The organism is Pseudoalteromonas sp. RW-H-Ap-1, assembly GCF_048318575.1.
Taxonomy (GTDB): domain Bacteria; phylum Pseudomonadota; class Gammaproteobacteria; order Enterobacterales; family Alteromonadaceae; genus Pseudoalteromonas.
Genome location: NZ_CP166996.1, coordinates 2,319,963 through 2,337,326, shown reverse-complemented (window position 1 = coordinate 2,337,326; position 17,364 = coordinate 2,319,963). Strand labels below are relative to the sequence as shown.

Sequence of the window (17,364 nt, the reverse complement as noted above, 5' to 3'; positions counted from 1 at the left end):
TGAATATGGCTTGAATTAAGGGTATTCTAACGCCATCTAGAGAATATTACTAATTAGTTGCGTGTTAATTTATGACAAATAAAAAACAGTCAGCCAGTTCACAGCGTTGGCTTAAAGAACATTTTGATGATAAATATGTTCAAGAAGCGCAAAAAAAGGCTGGCGCTCTCGAGCTGTTTTCAAATTAGACGAAATCCAAAACAGAGATAAATTATTGCGTCCAGCAATGACAGTGGTTGATTTAGGCGCAGCCCCAGGGAGTTGGTCACAATACTTAGCAGAAAAAGTAGGTGACAAAGGCCAAGTGGTTGCGTGTGATATTTTACCTATGGATTCATTAGCGGGTGTTGACTTTTTACAAGGTGACTTTCGTGAAGAGGCCGTACTTGATGCATTGTTAAAACGCATTGATGGTAAAAATGTAGATGTGGTATTGTCTGATATGGCACCTAACATGAGTGGTAATAACTCGGTTGATCAGGCGGGTAGCATGTACTTAGTTGAGCTTGCACTTGATATGTGCCACCAAGTTTTAAAGAAAAATGGCGCGTTTATTGTTAAAGTATTCCAAGGTGAAGGCTTTGATCAATATTTGCAAGATGTACGTAATAGTTTTAAAGCAGTGAAGATACGTAAACCGGATGCCTCGCGTCCCCGTTCTCGGGAAGTATATATAGTAGCGACTGGATACAAACTGTAGTACAGTTGCTTGGCGTTTAGTTGAATTTAAATTAATTGGATACAAGAGGTTAACCCCTTGAGCGATATGGCGAAAAATCTAATACTCTGGCTGGTTATTGCAGTTGTGCTTATGTCAGTATTTCAGAGCTTTAATGGCGGCGATCAAGTTGATCGTCAAACAAGTTACAGTCAATTTGTTAAAGATGCCCGCAGTGGCTCTATACAAGAAGTGTCTATTGAAAGTGGCAGTGGCACAATTACTGGCATAAAAAATAGCGGCGAGCGTTTTCAAACGATTATGCCGATCTATGATAAAGATATTTTAAATGATTTGTTAAAAAGCGATGTAAATGTCAAAGGTGTAAAACCTGAGGAACAATCGTTTTTAGCAAGTATTTTCATTTCTTGGTTCCCTATGATTCTGCTAATTGGTGTGTGGATTTTCTTCATGCGTCAGATGCAAGGTGGCGGTGGCAAAGGCGCCATGTCATTTGGTAAGAGTAAGGCCCGCTTAATGAGTGAAGATCAAGTCAAAACGACTTTTGCTGATGTAGCTGGCTGTGATGAAGCCAAAGACGATGTAACCGAGCTGGTGGACTTTTTACGCGACCCCTCTAAGTTCCAAAAATTAGGTGGCAGCATTCCTAAGGGCGTACTTATGGTTGGCCCTCCTGGTACGGGTAAAACCTTGCTTGCGAAGGCGGTTGCTGGTGAAGCAAAAGTGCCATTCTTTACTATTTCAGGTTCTGATTTTGTTGAAATGTTTGTGGGTGTAGGTGCATCACGTGTACGTGACATGTTCGAACAAGCTAAAAAAGCAGCACCCTGTATCATTTTCATTGATGAAATCGATGCGGTAGGGCGTAAACGTGGCGCAGGTATGGGCGGCGGTCACGATGAACGTGAGCAAACGCTTAACCAAATGCTAGTTGAAATGGATGGCTTTGAAGGTAATGAAGGTATTATCGTTATTGCTGCGACTAACCGCCCTGATGTTTTAGACCCAGCATTACTTCGTCCTGGTCGTTTTGACCGTCAAGTTGTAGTTGGTTTACCAGATATTCGTGGTCGTGAACAAATCCTAAAAGTACACATGCGTAAAGTACCTTTAGGTGATAACGTTGAAGCAGCAGTGATTGCACGTGGTACACCTGGTTTCTCAGGGGCTGATCTTGCTAATTTAGTGAATGAGGCCGCTCTTTATGCAGCTCGTGGTAATAAGCGTGTTGTTAGTATGGCTGAATTTGACGCTGCAAAAGATAAAATCATGATGGGTGCTGAACGTAAGACCATGGTGATGAGCGAGCAAGAAAAAGAAATGACGGCTTACCATGAAGCAGGTCATGCCATTGTAGGTCGTATGGTGCCTGAGCACGATCCGGTTTATAAAGTATCTATTATTCCACGTGGCCGTGCGCTAGGTGTGACAATGTATTTACCAGAGCAAGACCGTGTTAGCCATTCTAAAGAACTGCTTGAATCTATGATTTCTAGCCTCTATGGTGGCCGTATTGCTGAAGCCATTATTTATGGTGAAGACAAAGTAACTACCGGTGCAAGTAACGATATCGAACGTGCAACTGACATTGCTCGCAAAATGGTTACACAATGGGGCTTAAGCGAAAAGTTAGGTCCATTACTTTATGCTGAAGATCAAAACGAAATGTACATGGGTGGCGGCGGTGGTCGTTCTATGAGCATGTCGGATGAAACAGCCAAAGTAATTGATACAGAAGTACGCTTGTTCTCAGACCGCAACTATCAACGTGCAGAATCAATATTGAAAGAAAATATAGATATTTTGCATGCCATGAAAGATGCACTGATGAAGTATGAAACTATCGATGCGAAACAAATTGATGATTTAATGGCGCGTCAGCCAGTACGTGAACCACGTGATGCGCATGACCGTCATGAAGCTAAACCAGAAAAAGAAGATGTTTCTAAAGATAAAGCAGTTGATGAAATCCAAAAACCAACTAGCGAATCTAAAAACGACGACTCTAAAAAAGATGAGTCTAAAAAAGATGAAACAAACCTTGATGATAAAGCTGAATAATCGTTAAAATAACGTATCCAAAAGCCCCGAAGTTCGGGGCTTTTTTGTACCAGTTTGCTGTGATTAACCCAAATTACACTCAACAAACACATTTTAAGGTTAGCGATGAATAATAAAATTAACCTTGCGCGTGGTCGAACGCTTGATCTCAGCGAGCCCATTATTATGGGAATAGTAAACGTTACTCCTGATTCATTTTCGGATGGTGGCCAGTTTTTTAATACGACAGCTGCGCTAAATCATGCGATGCAATTACTTGATGATGGCGCGACTATTCTAGATATTGGCGGCGAATCAACACGCCCAGGTGCCCCCGATGTTAGCCTTGAAGACGAACTACAGCGCGTAATTCCGATTATTAAGGCTATACGTGAGGAAAGTGATTGCGTTATTTCAATCGATACCAGTAAAGCCGAAGTCATGCGTCAAGCCATTGAAGCTGGTGCGGATATTGTTAATGATGTGCGAGCATTACAAGAACCTGGTGCATTAGAGGTGGTTGCTCACTATCCTGACGTGGTCGTGTGCTTAATGCATATGCAAGGACAACCGCGAAGTATGCAAAACAACCCTCACTATAATGATTTAGCAAGCGAGATAAATGACTTTTTTAACCAGCGAATCACTGCATGCGAAACTGCTGGTATAAAACAAAGCCAATTAATATTAGACCCTGGTTTTGGCTTTGGAAAAACACTTAAACACAATTATCAAATATTGGCTCAATTTAATGACTTTGCCCAGTTTGGCTTACCGCTGCTGGCGGGGTTATCACGTAAGTCAATGATTGGTAATTTACTCAACAGAGATACAGAAAATAGATTAGCTGGTAGTTTAGCTGGCGCATTAATAGCAGCACAAAACGGTGCGCATATTATTCGTGTGCATGATGTAAAAGAAACCGCAGATGTGCTTGGCGTATATCAAGCCTGCAAACAAGGAGTACTTTAATGCAAGAAAGAAAATATTTTGGCACAGACGGTGTGCGTGGTCTAGTTGGGCAAGGGCCTATTAACCCAGAATTTGCAATGAAATTAGGCTGGGCTGCAGGGCGCGTATTATCACAACATGGCACAAAAAAAGTCATTATTGGTAAAGATACTCGTATTTCTGGTTATATGCTTGAAACTGCATTGGAGTCTGGTTTAATTGCAGCCGGTATTGATGTTATTTTACTCGGTCCTATGCCAACGCCTGCCGTTGCATATTTAGCGCAAACGTTTCGCGCAGAAGCGGGTATTGTGATTAGCGCATCTCATAATCCTTATTACGATAACGGCATTAAGTTTTTTAATGGCCAAGGCTTAAAGCTAGATGATGTTGTAGAGCTGCAAATAGAATCCATGCTTGATGAACCAATGACATGTGTTGCCTCTGATAAGCTAGGTAAAGCAACACGCCTATCAAGCGCTGATGGCCGCTATATTGAATTTTGTAAAAGTCAGTTTCCACAAGGTTTATCACTTGAGGGGCTAAAAATAGTCCTAGATTGTGCCAACGGTGCAACGTATCACATAGCGCCTTCAGTTATGCGAGAGCTTGGCGCTGAGGTAATCACCCATGCGTGTGAGCCTAATGGGGTAAATATTAACCATGAATGTGGCGCAACTCACGTAGATACACTAAAGCGTAAAGTACTTGAGCATAAAGCGGATGTAGGTATTGCCTATGATGGCGATGGCGACCGTGTAATGATGGTAGACCATAATGGCCGCGTGTTTGATGGTGATGATTTAGTTTACATTATTGCCTGCCAAGCTGCCCAAGATGACAACTTAGGAGGGGTTGTTGGTACTGTCATGTCTAATATGGGTCTAGAAAATGCCTTAAAAGCAAAAAATATTGCTTTTGCTCGTAGCAAAGTGGGTGACCGTTATGTGATGGAACTACTGCAGCAAAAAGGTTGGAAAATTGGTGGTGAGAGCTCAGGCCATGTTTTAAATTTAGACTTAATTAGCACTGGCGATGGCATTATTTCAAGCTTACAAGTGCTTGCTGCTATGGTGGCTCAAAACCGTACACTTCAAGATTTAGGCGCTGGATTTACTAAGTACCCAATGAAAATGATTAACGTGCGATATACTGCCGGTACCGATCCAACTCAAGCACCAGAAGTACTTGCTGCAGTTGCTGAAGTAGAGCAAAGCTTAGCAGATAAAGGGCGCGTATTGTTGCGTAAATCAGGTACTGAACCTGTTGTACGGGTGATGGTTGAAGCAGAACAAGAAAAAATAGTTATCGATAGCGCACAAAAAATAGCAGCGGTTGTCGAATCTATGAGCAAACAAACTGATTGATAACAATAACCTCTTGTAACTTTGGGCGAGTCGAGTTAATATCTCGCCCGCTTTCTAATGTGGAGTGGAAAAATGGCAACACGCAAGGCGATGGTCGCAGGCAACTGGAAAATGAATGGTTCATTAGAACTCGTTGAACAACTGTCTGATGCTATTAACGATGTTAAATCTTCTGAAGTAAGCATTGTTTTATTTCCTCCGTTTCCACTGATACCAGCAATGGTCGCCAGTGGTGTAACTACTGGGACACAAACTGTTTCAGAGAATACGCCAGGTGCCTTTACTGGTGAAGTAGATGCCCAGCTAATTAAGCAATTAGGTGCAACATATGTACTGGTTGGTCACTCAGAACGCCGCAGTATATATAAAGAAAGCAACGACACCGTAGCGGCAAAATTTGCTCGCGCACAACAAGTAGGTTTAACGCCTATTTTATGTGTTGGAGAGAGCGAAATAGAGCAAGAAAACGGGCAAACAGAACAGGTAGTTGCTGCGCAGATTGACGCAGTAATTAATAAATTAGGTGTAGCAGCACTGAAAGAATCTGTGATAGCATATGAGCCCGTTTGGGCTATAGGCACAGGTAAGACTGCATCGCCTGAACAGGCACAAAGTGTTCACAAATTTATCCGTGACAAAATTGCTTCACTAGACAGCGATTTAGCACAAGGGCTAACCATCTTATATGGTGGTAGCGTTAATGAAAAAAATAGCGAATTATTATTTGCACAAACAGATATAGACGGCGGCCTAATTGGTGGCGCAAGTTTAAAAGCAGAATCATTCACTGCTATCTGCAATAGTGCAAAAGGGACCGTATAAGATGTACGAAATTTTATTAGTAGTGTATTTAATTGTAGCGTTAGCGCTTGTTGGTATGGTTTTGATCCAGCAAGGTAAAGGCGCTGACATGGGCTCATCATTTGGTGCAGGCGCATCGTCTACTGTTTTTGGTTCTTCAGGAGCCGGTAACTTTATGACGAAAACGACAACAACTTTAGCAACGATCTTCTTCGTGTTAAGTATTGTTTTAGGTAACTTAACTGCCGGTCAAATCAAAAAGACTGACGAGTGGGAAAATTTAGAAGCCGCTCCAGCTGTTGAAACTGTGACGCCAGTTGAAGAAGATGTTCCGGTAACATCTACAAAAGAGCAAAGCTCTGACGTACCAAATTAATTTAGTTTAAATTGTTAAGTTGCTCTCTTTCCTCAAGTTAGCTTTAAGACTTAACGCTAAGCAATAGCTTAAAAAATGCGGATGTGGTGGAATTGGTAGACACGCTACCTTGAGGGGGTAGTGCTTTCGGGCGTGGGGGTTCAAGTCCCCCCATCCGCACCAAATAAAAAGCCCGTAACTCAATGAGTTACGGGCTTTCTTATTTCTGATGGTTCACTATTGGATCATTAAGCTAGTTTCTGTTTTAGCTTCTTTGACACTTGTGCAGCCATATCTGGTATCTCAGATTCCATCCAACGGCCATAGTGCTTCTCTAACATTTTAATGCTGCTATGACCCATTTGTTTAGCAATCCAATTTAAGTTTATGTTAGCCGTGATTAATTGGCTACCGTAAGTGTGTCGCGCTAATCGGTAACGTCAGTGATGGAATCAATGCCGCAGTTGTAGTTGATGTATCAATGGAAACAAGGAGTTAGTGATTGTCCTCTTTCTTGTTCTGTTTAAAACGCTAGTTTCTCTTACCTTCTTCTGATTGCCTGCAAAAAATCAGTCTCAGGTGTCCTAATTTAAGGTAATTCGCATACCTTGCTGTTACTTAATTAAATAAAAAAAGAAGCAAAGGAATGTTTTATGATCACAGTATATGAACGAGGTATCTTATCGAGATACATTCAGTCGAAATCAACACAAGCAAGGCATCAAGCAAAATTGTACTGTATGCTTGATTGGTTACTCCGTTGGGGATATACCAGCCCATCGGTATTAGTCGCACTGTGGGGGCTTGACCGTTCTGTCGTGAATAGAATGCTTCGTCGATATGTAAATGAGGGGGCTGTCGCTGAAGTGCCAGTTTATTCTTGCCGAGATAAGCGGGTATTTATATTAAAACCAGCAGGGTTGCGCCTGTTGGAAGACTTCCATCAGCAAAACTTCAAATATGGAGTTAAGTCTTCCAGTTTTCCTAAAAAAGAATTAAACCATGATTTAATGGTTCAGTACCTTGTTGCTAGAGGTGTTAAGTCTGGAGAGTATCAGTTCTTTATTAACGAATCAGAGCAAAGCAAAGATGGAACAGGGCGCAAGCGCCGCTTAGATGCCATTGTTTATAATGGTGAAGAGTTAATAGGTCTTGAGATTGAGTGTTCTTCAAAAACAATCCCGTATCGTTTAGACATTATCCGCCGCTACAAAACTGCGATTGTCGAAGAAAACAAAGTGAACAAAATTTTGATGATTAGCCATAAACGTAAATACATCAAAGATGTTGAGCGCATTCACAACAAGCTTTTTGATGAACCAGAAAACAATCTTGAACGATCATTTTTTGAAGAGCACATCAAGTATGTTTATAGCAAGCAGCTTACAGCGGAGTTATACGAATCATTTTGGGCTTATTAAGTTCATAGATTGGGAAAAGGCAGGTAGTACGTTATTCCGTACCCCTGCCTTTATTTTGTATCAGGGAGAGACAATCAAGGCATACCGCCATAGAAAGCTCAAAAGGTGCCGAGGTTTGCATACCCAGCTTTAGTAAGTCATTCAAGTTTGAATGAGCCGCGACCTGCAAAAGCCGCAAAAGTAACCTGTACTTATATATAGTAACCTAAGAGGGAAATTCTAATGATGAATTTACTATTAAAATTATAGTGTTACATATAGCTATGATATGATTACGTATTCACAATATGAAAATGAGGGAGGAGACGTTAATGGATAGTGGTTTAGTGAAAATTTGGAATGACAAAAATGCTAGGTCAATTCTTAACTTAATCATTTGTCTAGCTGCTACTTGTTATCTGGCACTTCTGACTTACGATGTTGTCACATCGTTCACGCTACATGAAAATGTAATACTATCAATTGAGTTTGTTAAAAAAGAATGGGGCAGCTTATTAAAATTCATACTTTTAATTATTGCTTTATATTATTGTTCTAATACTAAGTGGTATTCGAATTACCCTGTTCAAAAATTTACTGGTAGCCACCTTTTTGCGCAGTTATTGACTGTCTCTGCAATATTAGCAGGTGCTTATGTTTCAATTATGTCTACAGACATAAATAGTGCTATTCAATGTCATTTAACAGAAACGCAGTGTGCAGATGATCCCCCAAATTTTACGGCAATAAGTGTGGGAATTATACTTATTGTGTTGTTTTATATTTTACATGGTACTCACTCAGTTAAATTAAAAAATGAGAGAGAGAAACATGAAAATGATCAATCAGAAAAACTCAGACTCGCTATTCAAATAGCTCCTCCTCCTTATTTCGCTAAAAAACTCGCTGATTATTCAGATATAGTTGAGGATATGTTTCAAGAAATGAGTGATAGGTATACTTCTTTATTGGATGAATCTTTACCACCTAAACCTATACAAGAAGGTGAAAAGATACTTGAAGAACAGAGAGTAATTATTAGGTGTAGTTTAATGGCGCTGGGCAGACTAGCTCAAGCATATGATAATGTTGATCCATCAGAAAAAACTGCTGTTAAGTATCGAGCAAACTTAATGTTATGTTTGAAATCCGACGATGATATCTGTTCGCACTTTGAAGAAACTCATACAACAGAGGCTCTTCGTTTTGCTATTCCTTTTGGTGCTAAACCATATTTCAAACTATACATAGATGAGCGCTATAGTATCAATGTAGAGCAAAAAGCAGATAAATTAAACAATGCGGATTTGTTTGAAATTGATAGAGAGGGTCATATTAAACCACTTGTGTTTGAAGCTGATGAAACAGTTGAAAATGCTATAATGCCTGTGTATTGGGAAGAGAATAAAGATGTTACTAATTACAATGTAATAGGAGCGCCAAAATCTATTGTTAAAGGGGGGAGCAGTTTATAAGTAATACAGTCAAAGAGGCTAGGGCTGCCAGTTACTATAGTGAAGATATACAAAATTCGGTTATTGATTACTTTAAAAATGACACGAAAGGTCGGTCTATCGTTAGTTTACCTGTCGCTACTAGACACTATAAGCTTAGCCAAGAGCACAAAGAAGACATAGATCGCTTTCTAGGTGTTATTAACATATACAGAAATACAGAAGATATTTTTGCAGGAGAAAAGAAAAACTTTGAGTTTTTTGCAGACTTTACTAGACCCTTACGTTTGGTGATTGCAAGAATGGCTTATACTCATTTCGATAGTATTGCTATTGTAGAAGAGCGTAAGGCAGATAAATCTAGCACTAACGACTAAATTTAGTTATGATAAACCCAATCTTATAGGAGATTGATTATGAGCGAACAACAAAAGAAAATCAGAGCTGCAGCTCGTGCAAGTGCGGCTGCGTCAGTAGCACGTAGAAAAGTAGAAGCTCGCCGTGCTAATTCTAAAGCTAAATAACTCCTAGTAAAAAACCGCCCAAACAGGGCGGCGATGCTAGTTTACTAACTAGCCAAAAATTGCTGATATGATTTCTTCCATACGGCTTTAGACGCATCAGAAAAGAACCCGTGCTGACCTACCAAGAAGATTCGTTTGAAAGCGTCAGTGGTTACATTGTAATTACAGTAATCAGAAATTTCTTCCTCAAATACATGTAATACAACCTCTATATCACTGGCTTCAATGTATTGGCTTTGTAAAGCCTTTGGTAGTCTAAACTGTAGATCTTTACTGAGAGAAACCCCGTTAATGCCCGATTCACCGAAGTGCAAGTAAATGCCTTGTTTCGACTCAGGTTGAAACATCATAACCACACGCGACACATCAACCCAAGGACTTCGTGATTGGCGTGTGTAGCGTTTAAAAAACTCAATAGTGTCTGTCATCATTGTTACTCATAGAAGTTGGCCTATTAGTAACAAGGTTCATGCTATGGAAATTAGCTAGTATTCATCATGTTTATCTCATTTATAAGCGTCACGTTCACGCTAAAGTTAAAAGTGGCTAGCACTCATAACTCGGCTGTCCTTGATGTATTTTCCTTTGCAGTCACAGCTGGTTATATCTTTAGGCGCACACCAGGTGGCTAATACCCCAGGCATCGGTGAAGTCATCTTACAAATAAAAAAACAAAAAATAAATCAAGATAATGTTTTACCTACCAATCATCAAACCCGCAACTACTTGAGTCATCAAAAGTGTCAAAGGTATCCGAACTAGAAAAATCATTATCAAAGCACGAGGTATGATCAATACTGTCAACTGTGGACGTCACTCCATATGGGTTTCCATTGATATCAACATTTCTACACATTGGTGAGCCATCTACATTTACGGATGGTTCGCTGGAATTACTTGCATCACTATCACCGAACAAAAAACTAAAAATCCCCATATCCAAGTTCCTTAAACTATTGTTTCTCAGTGACAAATGTTAATAATTCTGATAGGTTTTGAAAGAACTTTCGTTGGCGTTAGCCCCCTAAAGTTCTTAAGTGTGATTTTAGATAATTAATCACAGAAAAATAAGAATTCACACAAGAAGCAATAGGGAAATTAGCTCGTTAATTATTAAAATCTAATCATTTTCCACGCATCTGATTGTGCATGTAATGGATAATTCAAGGTGTGTACGTGAGTCCTAAAAATTCTAAGTCAAAAAGGAATAGCAAATGCTTTCAATAGAAGGGAAGTCAGATTCGAATGTACATATTCTTGACGAAAATAAATTTACTTCTTTAGAGTTGAGACAAGAAGAATTTGAGAGTATTAAAAATTTATTAATAGCTTCACTACCAGATTATTATGTTGACCCACAATCAATAGCTGGAACTTTGGCACGTTTAGGTAAAAATGCAGCTGCTCAAAAGCTTTTAACTAAAATCCCTGAAGTTAAAAAGATTCGCTCAGGTGATTTAGGTGAAGTAATAACTACTGATTATATTGAAGAGTCTACGAATTACACAGTGCCCATTCGTAAACTACGTTGGCGAGATCATCGCAATATGGCAATGCGCGGTGACGATGTTATTGGTATTGCTGTTGATCTACAAAGGCAATCTATTAAATTTCTTAAAGCTGAAGCTAAAGCAAATAAGGCATTGAGTAGAAAAGTATTACAAGAAGCTCGCGCGGAACTAGATTTAGATGAAGGATTGCCAGCCCCACATGCTCTAGAGTTTGTTGCTGAAAGGCTAAGAGAGACTGGTAATCAGCCACTCGCTGATTTGATTGAGAAAGTTCAGTTAGTTGACGGTATTAGAACGAATCAAGTCGAACATTTACTATTTACATTTACTGCATCTAACCCTGCTACTTTGCAAAAAGAAGCTTTTGATAATTATGATGGAAATATAAAACAAAGTTCTGTTGGTTTTAGGGTTGTTAATCATCAAGAGTTAATTGAAGGTGTGTATCAAGGAGTGATAGATGGCCTCAACAATTGAAGAAATAGAATCGCTGATCAATGAAGCTATAACCTTAGGCTTTCGGGGGCGTTTATCAGAACGAGGCTTAGCGCGTTCAATGATTTGGAAAGAAGGAATATTACCTGAAGGTGCTCCTGGCTTTTCTGAAAAATTATCATATGACCTTTTATCTTACGGCTACTCGCTACTGTCACTAGCAATTCGTTTACGAGAACTTGGAGGTGATGAACAGTTATGCCGTGCTGCTTTCGAAAAGTCAGCCTCAGCAATATCAGATGTTATACATAATGGTAATCCTGAAGATCCTGAAAGGGGATTTCATAGGGTATTAGCATCATCAGCTTTTCATTTGGGAAGATATTCTGCGAAGGCATACTCATTAATAAGCAGTAATTTAGAGCAACTTAATCTTAGCAATATAGAACGATTGCTTTCATTGTTAATGTTAAGGCAGTTTAATCAAATTGAAGCAATAGTGTTGCAATGGAAAGAATCTGGCGAAGGTTCAGATGAGCAACTTGCTGATAGATTGGAAACAGAAATTAATCAAATAAGTCAGATGGTTAACACGGAAGATATGCCAGAAGATTATGGTATCTCTTCTATTGAGTTACCCATTATTCAGAAAGCAATTACTGATAATTATTATTCATCTATTTTTGAGTTTTTATTTGCACTCGAAACAGGAAATTCAAATTTAATAGAACGTGCTATAAGTCGAATTGATGTGAGCTTGACAGTATGTGGAGAATTAAACTTATTGCCTCAGTGGTGGGTATTAAGAATAACAAAGCATTTACTAAAAGAACTCTGGGATTCTAGTTTTCATCAAATACTGCCTGGCCCACAAAATGATGGGCATGATACAGACTGGAATTTATTGCGCTGGCTATTTATAACGTCACTATTTAAACGAAATAAAGCAGAAATTGATCTATGGCCTTCGCAAATAGAGGGTGCGAAAAGAGCGGTAGATGATAGCGATCATCTTGTTGTGTCGTTACCGACGAGTGCGGGTAAAACAAGGGTTGCAGAGCTATCAATTCTTCGATGTTTAGCTATTGGAAAGCGAGTATTATTCATTACCCCACTAAGGGCGCTTTCAGCGCAAACTGAAGCATCTCTTAGAAGAACATTTTTACCTTTAGGTAAAACAATCTCATCATTGTACGGGAGTATTGGGACTAGTGACTTCGAACAAGATGTTCTGCGAACACAAGATATTGTCGTAGGTACGCCAGAAAAGCTTGATTTTGCTTTAAGGAATGATGCATCACTAATTGATGATGTTGGGCTTGTGATTTTAGATGAAGGCCACATGATTGGCTTAAATGAGAGAGAGATAAATTACGAAGTTCAGATTCAGAGGCTACTTAAACGTCAAGATAGCAATGAGCGAAGAATAGTCTGCCTTTCTGCAATTTTACCTAGTGGCGACCAATTTGAAGACTTTGTGGGCTGGCTTAGGCAAGACAGTGAAGGTGATGCTATACAATCCAACTGGCGACCAACTGATCTAAGGTTTGGTGAAATAGTTTGGCGTGAGAACTCTGCACGGATTGACTTTACAATTGGAGGTGAGCAACCTTTCATTCCAAGTTTTATTACTCCTATCGTACCCCCTTTACCCAACCCTGGGTATAGACAAAGAGAATTTCCTAAAAATGCTCAAGAGTTAACTTTGGCCTCAGCTTGGAAGTTGGCTGAAGATAATCACACAGTCTTGATTTATTGTCCTCAGAGAAATTCTGTAGATGGATTTGCCGAAGCGATTGTAGATTTAAATAAACGAGGAGCCTTGGAGTCTGTTTTAAGTGTCCCTGAGTCAAAAATAGAGCTAGCTGATACACTGGGAAGTGAATGGCTAGGTGAAAACCATCCTATATTGGAATGCTTAAAAATTGGCGTTGCAGTTCATCATGGAGCACTGCCGACACCTTTTAGAAAGGAAATGGAAAACCTTCTGAGAGAGGGAGTCCTTAAAATAACCGTTTCATCACCTACGCTAGCTCAAGGATTGAATCTCGCAGCTACTGCGGTAATCGTTCATTCATTGTATCGAAGTGGAAAATTAATAGATGCTTCTGAATTTAAAAATGTGATTGGAAGAGCTGGCCGAGCATTTGTTGATACACATGGAATCGTTCTTCACCCTGTTTTTGATCGACATGATTGGAGAAAACGAAAATGGAGGTCATTAGCTGGAAGTGCAACTGACCGAAACATGGAAAGTGGGCTATTTAGGTTGATAGCTTCCTTTATAGTTAGGATAGCCAGTAGTTTGCAAACTCAGTCCATTGAGGAAGTTACCGAATATCTGATGAATAATACAAGTGTTTGGGATTTTCCAGCTGTAATAAATGAGTCAGAAGAGCAAATTGACGAAAATAGAAATGCATGGAATAGGCACTTGGTCAATTTAGACACTGCATTATTAAGTATGCTTGGAAATGAAGAAGTAACGATTGAAGAAATTCCTGCTGTACTTGATGATCTGCTAGGTTCTTCTTTGTTACAAAGGAGACTTGCGAGACAAGAAAGTGAATTACAAGGGTTGTTTAAAGATTTTTTAGCTCAAAGAGGCAAGCATATTTGGAGTAATACTACTCCTCTACAAAGAAAAGGATATTTTCTAGCTGGTGTAGGTTTAGCTACTGGTCAAAAGCTAGATGAAATAGCGCCGCAAGCAAATGCGCTATTGGTAGAAGCCAATGCATATATTCTTGAAGGAAATGCTGAGGAAGCGACGTCGGCAATAACTTCATTAGCTAGATTATTATTTGAAGTACCTCCTTTCACACCAAATATTTTACCAAATGATTGGCCTGCAATACTTGAAGCTTGGTTAAAAGGTGAAGCACTTAGAGATCGTGGCTTTGAAGATATTGATAATACTCTTAGCTTTATTGAAGATGGGCTGGTCTATCGTTTGCCTTGGGGATTAGAAGCTCTGAGGGTACGGGCAATTGCTAATAACGACATTATTTATGACGGAATGACAATTGAGGATTTCGAAGTAGGTTTAATTATTCCCGCTGTTGAAAATGGAAGTTTGAATAGAAGTGCTGCGATGTTGATGCAAGCAGGTTTTAGTTCGAGACTAGAAGCTATAAATGCTATCCAAGTGACCAATGCATCTTTTTCGAACAGCCGTGAGTTAAAACAATGGCTTTCGTCTGATGGACTTAAAGTATACATATCAACAATAGAATTAATTAGTGAAAACACAGCCAAACTTTGGAAAGTATTTATTGGTGAATTCAAACCGAAATCCGATATTATTTGGAAAGGAACTGCTGTTAATATTTCAGTAAATTGGGAACAAGGTTCAACAGTTAATATTGGAGATTTAGTGAAGTTACACAATGAAGGTGTTGGTAACACGAAGGTACTAAATAGTGAAGGGGATATTATAGGCTCGCTTCGTGAACGGTACGTCTTGTTAGAGACTGGAGTTTATAGAACTGAAGTTAGAGACAATAACTTTTTACAAGTGACTTTTTGGGGAGCAGGTACATCGCCATTTGATAAAGAAGCTAATTAAGTCAGTTCATATGCTTAACTAGTGATATAAACTGAACCGATACTTTTGTATATTAACTAATGTACTAGATACCAAATAGATACCAAATAGATACCAAAAAATTAGAAATATGGGGTATTTATTAGTTATGAAAATTGTAAATTAATTGAAAGAATGCCGCTTTCATAACACATTAGCACTTATAAGCAGGCTATGGTCATTAGGCTTCAAAATGCCGTTTTAAATATTATCAATAGCAAAATTATTTGGATCACTATTGGATCATCGTTACACCTTCTCATACCTCAATATGCTAGGTATTAAATCTGGAGTGCCAGTATATTAGGGCATTTGAAGGTGAAGTGACTGTTCAAGTCCCCCCATCCGCACCAAATATAAAAACCAGTAACAGCAATGTTACTGGTTTTTTTGTGTCTGAAATTTAAAATATTAAACAACTCTTTTTGGATTAATGTTGAACATTGAGTAGAACACTCTATATTTCAATTGTTGGTGTTTATAAAAGAATACTGTTGTATATTTAATTTTATGTATAAAAAACGTCGAAAGTTAAAAATAAAGTTAACATTTTTCTATATTAAGCCGATAATAACTATAGATAATTAAACGGGGTAAATTAATATGGCTTCAGGTTTCTCTTTTAAAAACCTCAGCATTACTAAAAAAATACATGCAATTACATCTATAGCGATAATCGCATTCTTAGTAATTGTTTTGGTTAATTACTTTGCTATGAACGAAAATCGCATATCACTTGATGAAATGGAGAAATCTTCTTATAAAGTAGCTAAATTAACCTTGGCCAACGTAAGCATTTTAGAAAAGTTAGATGAGTTATACACTCAGGCTGTAACCTTTGGTGAGCAAGAGTTAGTAACAAAAGCGAGTGAAACTTATCAGCGGCTCATTTTGAATTTGGACGCAATAGAAACAATTAATGGATCATATATTGATAGCGACACAAAAACGCGGCTGAAAAATTATGAAAAGATATCTGCAACTATCGCTAATGGCATGGTTAATGGCACGGCTGATTTTAGTAAAATACAACAACAGGCGCAGCTTAAAACAAGCCTTTTCGAGGCGGTTTTAACCAGCTTTAAAAACGCACAACAAAAAGCAGATGATCGCTTTTTCCAGCTAGTTGCCAATACAAAAGCGCGCTCAGATGACGCGCTTAATCTAATGTTAGTTGTGGCGGTTGTATCATTAGTATTGCTTTTGCTTATGGCTATTTGGATTGCGCGTAATATTGGTTCATCAGCCAGTGATGCTGCTAATAACCTAAGCCTTTTAGCAAGTGGTAAAGGATCATTAAGCACCAAGCTTGCCGTTAACTCAGAGGATGAGATTGGTCAGGTATCTATAAACTTTAATGCTTTTATTAGCCTGCTAAGAGAAACCGTTTTAGAAGTTATCGCGGTATGTGAACCGCTAATGGAAAATTCAACCCGTCTTGTGCAAGGGATGGAGCGAGCAGAGCGAGCAACTACTAAACAAACCACCGATGCCGATGTTGTTAAGCAGTCGATGGAAGAGATGAAGCAAAGCGTTGGCGATATTTCACAATCAGCAGCGAATGCATCTAATGCTGTGCAAACAGCAGAAAAAGAAGTGGATCAAAGCCGTGTACAAGTCAAAATGTCAGTTAATGCGTCGCGCACGTTAAGCGATGAAATTAATATAGCGGCCAACACCATTAATAAATTAGCCGATGACACTAAAAATGTATCGCAAATACTAAATGTAATTACATCCATTGCTGAGCAAACAAACTTGTTGGCGTTAAATGCTGCAATTGAAGCTGCGCGCGCAGGTGAGCATGGTCGTGGCTTTGCTGTGGTAGCAGATGAGGTCCGCGAGCTTGCATCACGCACAGCACAGTCAACCAATGAAATTCGTGAGTTACTAAGTACATTAAGTGTGGCTGCTAATGAGTCAGTAACGGCTATGACTTCTGCAAGAGACATGGCCACAGATAATGCCAGTGCAGCAGAGCAAACCGGTGTCTCGATTGAAAAAATAGCAGAGCAAATACTAGAAATTAATGGGATGAACTCGCAGATTGCAGCAGCAACTGAAGAGCAAACCTCTGTGGCCGCGATGGTAGTAGACAACGTATCGAATATGCATGTTTCATTTGAAGATACGATGAGTTCACTCAAAGCGGTAAGAGATGTGGCAAAAAACTTACATTACCTTTCAGATAATCTATTAGATGCAACTGCTAAGTTTAAAATTGAGTAGTCGTTATGGCTAAACTTTAACGTTTTATGAAG

The 17,364-nt window shown here is 39.1% G+C and carries 11 protein-coding genes, 1 tRNA gene and 1 pseudogene; 12 read left to right on the top strand and 1 reads right to left on the bottom strand.

What is annotated here, in order from left to right; translation table 11 throughout:
- The first annotated feature begins 71 nt into the window (after window positions 1-71).
- The 9 genes and pseudogenes from rlmE to AB8618_RS11085 all read left to right on the top strand — a co-directional run bounded on the left by rlmE (window position 72) and on the right by AB8618_RS11085 (window position 9,068).
- A pseudogene (gene rlmE / locus AB8618_RS11125) lies at window positions 72-700 on the top strand (23S rRNA (uridine(2552)-2'-O)-methyltransferase RlmE).
- A gap of 66 nt (window positions 701-766) precedes the next feature.
- The gene (ftsH, locus tag AB8618_RS11120; protein WP_413402739.1) at window positions 767-2,740 is read left to right on the top strand and encodes an ATP-dependent zinc metalloprotease FtsH; all 1,974 of its coding nucleotides are present in this window, start codon (window positions 767-769) and stop codon (window positions 2,738-2,740) included.
- Between the two features lie 105 nt (window positions 2,741-2,845).
- Window positions 2,846-3,691: a dihydropteroate synthase gene (gene folP, locus AB8618_RS11115; protein ID WP_413402737.1), complete on the top strand. Its 846-nt coding sequence runs from the start codon at window positions 2,846-2,848 to the stop codon at window positions 3,689-3,691.
- Window positions 3,691-5,037, top strand: a complete 1,347-nt coding sequence (gene glmM / locus AB8618_RS11110; RefSeq protein ID WP_418157303.1) for a phosphoglucosamine mutase — start codon at window positions 3,691-3,693, stop codon at window positions 5,035-5,037. Before folP ends, glmM begins: the two co-directional genes overlap by 1 nt.
- A 72-nt stretch (window positions 5,038-5,109) precedes the next feature.
- Complete coding sequence (gene tpiA, locus AB8618_RS11105) at window positions 5,110-5,859, top strand: triose-phosphate isomerase (RefSeq protein WP_413402735.1); 750 nt, start codon at window positions 5,110-5,112, stop codon at window positions 5,857-5,859.
- Window position 5,860: 1 nt separating this feature from the next.
- A complete protein-coding gene (secG, locus tag AB8618_RS11100; protein ID WP_010388009.1) occupies window positions 5,861-6,214 on the top strand; it encodes a preprotein translocase subunit SecG in 354 nt (117 codons plus the stop codon).
- A gap of 77 nt (window positions 6,215-6,291) precedes the next feature.
- A tRNA-Leu gene (locus tag AB8618_RS11095) sits at window positions 6,292-6,376 on the top strand.
- A 470-nt stretch (window positions 6,377-6,846) separates the two neighbouring features.
- Window positions 6,847-7,614 carry a hypothetical protein gene (locus tag AB8618_RS11090; protein ID WP_303430807.1) on the top strand — a complete coding sequence of 256 codons (768 nt, stop codon included), beginning with the start codon at window positions 6,847-6,849 and terminating at the stop codon, window positions 7,612-7,614.
- 311 nt (window positions 7,615-7,925) lie between these two features.
- Window positions 7,926-9,068: a hypothetical protein gene (locus tag AB8618_RS11085; RefSeq protein WP_409423574.1), complete on the top strand. Its 1,143-nt coding sequence runs from the start codon at window positions 7,926-7,928 to the stop codon at window positions 9,066-9,068.
- A gap of 547 nt (window positions 9,069-9,615) precedes the next feature.
- Here AB8618_RS11085 and AB8618_RS11080 read toward each other — a convergent pair.
- Complete coding sequence (locus AB8618_RS11080; RefSeq protein WP_303430809.1) at window positions 9,616-10,002, bottom strand: hypothetical protein; 387 nt, start codon at window positions 10,000-10,002, stop codon at window positions 9,616-9,618.
- 783 nt (window positions 10,003-10,785) lie between these two features.
- On the opposite strand from AB8618_RS11080, the gene AB8618_RS11075 reads away from it, so the two are divergent.
- From AB8618_RS11075 to AB8618_RS11065, 3 genes are all read left to right on the top strand, one after another.
- Window positions 10,786-11,559, top strand: coding sequence for a Hachiman antiphage defense system protein HamA (locus AB8618_RS11075; RefSeq protein WP_063359232.1), 774 nt, complete (start codon window positions 10,786-10,788; stop codon window positions 11,557-11,559).
- Window positions 11,543-15,085 carry a DEAD/DEAH box helicase gene (locus AB8618_RS11070; RefSeq protein WP_409423573.1) on the top strand — a complete coding sequence of 1,181 codons (3,543 nt, stop codon included), beginning with the start codon at window positions 11,543-11,545 and terminating at the stop codon, window positions 15,083-15,085. Before AB8618_RS11075 ends, AB8618_RS11070 begins: the two co-directional genes overlap by 17 nt.
- A gap of 621 nt (window positions 15,086-15,706) precedes the next feature.
- Window positions 15,707-17,332, top strand: coding sequence for a methyl-accepting chemotaxis protein (locus tag AB8618_RS11065; RefSeq protein ID WP_413402729.1), 1,626 nt, complete (start codon window positions 15,707-15,709; stop codon window positions 17,330-17,332).
- Window positions 17,333-17,364: the final 32 nt, after the last annotated feature.

Bases quoted from the DNA above. Each gene is read 5' to 3' on its own strand.
- ftsH (WP_413402739.1), top strand. From the start codon at position 767: ATGGCGAAAAATCTAATACTCTGGCTGGTTATTGCAGTTGTGCTTATG.
- folP (WP_413402737.1), top strand. From the start codon at position 2,846: ATGAATAATAAAATTAACCTTGCGCGTGGTCGAACGCTTGATCTCAGC.
- glmM (WP_418157303.1), top strand. From the start codon at position 3,691: ATGCAAGAAAGAAAATATTTTGGCACAGACGGTGTGCGTGGTCTAGTT.
- tpiA (WP_413402735.1), top strand. From the start codon at position 5,110: ATGGCAACACGCAAGGCGATGGTCGCAGGCAACTGGAAAATGAATGGT.
- secG (WP_010388009.1), top strand. From the start codon at position 5,861: ATGTACGAAATTTTATTAGTAGTGTATTTAATTGTAGCGTTAGCGCTT.
- AB8618_RS11090 (WP_303430807.1), top strand. From the start codon at position 6,847: ATGATCACAGTATATGAACGAGGTATCTTATCGAGATACATTCAGTCG.
- AB8618_RS11085 (WP_409423574.1), top strand. From the start codon at position 7,926: ATGGATAGTGGTTTAGTGAAAATTTGGAATGACAAAAATGCTAGGTCA.
- AB8618_RS11080 (WP_303430809.1), bottom strand. From the start codon at position 10,002: ATGATGACAGACACTATTGAGTTTTTTAAACGCTACACACGCCAATCA.
- AB8618_RS11075 (WP_063359232.1), top strand. From the start codon at position 10,786: ATGCTTTCAATAGAAGGGAAGTCAGATTCGAATGTACATATTCTTGAC.
- AB8618_RS11070 (WP_409423573.1), top strand. From the start codon at position 11,543: ATGGCCTCAACAATTGAAGAAATAGAATCGCTGATCAATGAAGCTATA.
- AB8618_RS11065 (WP_413402729.1), top strand. From the start codon at position 15,707: ATGGCTTCAGGTTTCTCTTTTAAAAACCTCAGCATTACTAAAAAAATA.